The organism is Gemmatimonadaceae bacterium (genome assembly GCA_036273715.1).
In the GTDB taxonomy this organism is placed as follows: domain Bacteria; phylum Gemmatimonadota; class Gemmatimonadetes; order Gemmatimonadales; family Gemmatimonadaceae; genus JADGGM01.
The window spans coordinates 1-2,608 of record DASUHB010000039.1; the positions used below are offsets into that span (position 1 = coordinate 1).

The 2,608-nt window shown below is 64.5% G+C and carries 2 protein-coding genes; both read left to right on the forward strand.

Going from position 1 to position 2,608, the window contains the following annotated elements:
* The coding region (locus tag VFW04_09535; protein HEX5179560.1) for an FtsX-like permease family protein at window positions 1–337 on the forward strand (337 nt) is incomplete at its 5' end.
* Window positions 338–399: 62 nt separating this feature from the next.
* Window positions 400–2,608: ABC transporter permease (locus tag VFW04_09540; GenBank protein HEX5179561.1), on the forward strand; the 2,209-nt coding region annotated here is incomplete at its 3' end.

Here is a 2,608-nt window from a genome sequence, read left to right on the forward strand (position 1 = left end):
GGCGGTCGGGTTGTACGGCGTGCTGGCCTACTCGGTGGCCCAACGGACGCGCGAGATCGGCGTGCGCATGGCGCTGGGCGCGGACGGCGGCACGGTGCAGCTCATGGTGCTGCGCCAGGTCGCGGTGATGACGTTGATCGGGGGCGTGATCGGTATCGCCGGCGCGATAGCGTTAGGCCGCGCGGCGCAATCGCTGCTGTTCGAGCTCAAGGGACACGACCCGGTGGTGATGGCGTTGTCCGCGGCGGTGCTCACCGCCGTCGCGCTCGCCTCGGGATACATCCCGGCGCTGCGCGCGTCGCGCATCGATCCGGTGCAGGCGCTGCGGTACGAATAAGAAAGGCGGACAGCATTGGACGCAGACGGCGCGGATGAACCGCGCCGTACGGAGACACGGCCATGGCCAACCTGAAGCTCGCGTTCCGGACCCTCCTCAAGTCACCGTTCGTCACATTCGTTGCCGTCCTGTCGCTCGCGCTCGGCATCGGAGCGAACGCCGCGATTTACTCCATGTTCAACGAGCTGCTGCTGCGGCCGCTGCCGGTCCGCGATCCCGGACGGCTGGTCAACCTCGCGGGAGGCCAGACGTCAGGCAACAACTCGTGCAATGAAGCCGGCGACTGTGATGTCATCTTCGACTATCCGATGTTCCGCGACCTCGAGCGGGCGCATCCCGGATTCAGCAGCGTTGCAGCGCATCGCTCGTTCGACGCGAACGTCGCCTATCGTCACCAGACCTTGAGTGGTGAGGGCATGCTGGTCTCGGGGTCGTATTTCCCGACGTTAGGCGTGAGCCCGGCGCTCGGCCGGTTGATCGGGGTCGACGACGATCGCGTCGTCGGAGAGGAATTCGTCGCGGTGCTGGGCTACCGCTATTGGCAGAATGACCTTGGTTCCGATCCGCACGTCGTCGGGCAGCAGATCATGATCAACGGGCAGTCGATGACCGTCATCGGCGTGGCGCCGAAGGGATTCGAGGGAACCACGCTCGGGATCGAGCCGATGGTGTACGTCCCGATCACCATGCAGCCGTTGATCGCACGGGACGTGATTCCGGGTTTTCCGGACCTGACGACGAATCGGCTGACGTACTGGGTGTACGTGTTCGGCCGTCTGGCGCCGGGCATATCGATGCAGCGGGCACAGGTACTCGCGAACGCGGTCTACCATCCGATCATCAACGACGTCGAGGCGCCGTTGCATACGGAGATGAGCGACGCGGCCATGAAGCGGTTCCGCGCCGAAGTGCTGACGCTCACGGATGGACGCCGCGGACAGAGTTCGATGCCCCAGGAGGTGAAAGCGCCGCTCACGCTGCTGTTGGCGACGACGAGCATCGTGCTGCTCATCGCCTGCGCCAACATTGCGAATTTGCTGCTGGCCCGCAGTGCGGGCCGGTCGCTTGAGATGGCCGTGCGGCTTTCGTTAGGCGCAACGCGGTCGCAGCTCCTTCGGCAACTGCTCACGGAGTCGTGTCTCCTCGCGATGATCGGCGGCGCGATGAGTCTCGTCGTCGCGTATTGGACGCTGCACCTGATTGCGAGCATTCTGCCCAACGATACCTCGCGCGTCATGGACTTCGGCCTCCACGGCTCGGTGATGGTATTCACCGCGCTGTTGTCGATCGCCACCGGCGTGCTGTTCGGCATGTTCCCGGCCCTGAACAGCACGCGGTCGGATCTCGCGTCGACGATTCGCGCCGGCACGGGCAAGCACTCGGGTGCGCGCTCGGCGGCGCGCTTCCGGTCGTCGTTGGTCACCGCACAGATCGCTCTGTCGATGGCGCTCCTGATCTCCGCCGGTCTGTTCGTGAAGAGTCTGCGCAACGTGACGCAGGTGCATCTCGGCTTCAGCGTCGGCCGCATGGCTACATTCGTGGTCGAGCCGGAGCTGAACGGCTACGATCACGCGCACGCACGCCAGCTTCTGGCTCGTGTGCACGAGCGATTGGTTGCGCTGCCCGGCGTGACGAACGTGACCGAGGCAATGATCCCTTCGCTGGCCAACAGTAGTTGGGGCGACAACGTGTCGGTGGAAGGCTTCAAGAAAGGACCCGACACCGACGTCAATTCGCGGCTCAACGAGATCGGGCCCGACTACTTCAAGACGTTCGGCGTCAAGCTGTTGAGCGGCCGCGAGTTCACGCCGTCGGATGAAGCGGGATCGCCGAAGGTCGCGATCGTCAATCAGGCCTTTGCGAGAAAGTTTGGGTTAGGCGGCGACGCGGTGGGGAAGAGAATGTCCGTGGAGAGTGATTCGCTCGACATGGAAATCGTCGGACTGGTTCCGGACGTCGCCTACCGGGACGTGAAAGCGCCCGTGCCGGCCGTTTTCTTCACGCCGGCGGCGCAGGACACCGCCCTGGGCTACGCGCACTATTACGTTCGCACGTCCGGCAGCACCGAGCAGTTGGTCGGCGAGATTCCCAGGATCGTCAAGTCGATCGACCCGAATTTGCCGGTGGAAGAGCTCAAGACGATGACGCAGCAGGTGAAGGAGAACGTGTTCCTCGACCGGCTGATCAGCACGCTGTCGGCGGCGTTCGCCCTCTTGGCCACGTTGCTGGCGGCGGTCGGGTTGTACGGCGTGCTGGCCTACTCGGTGGCCC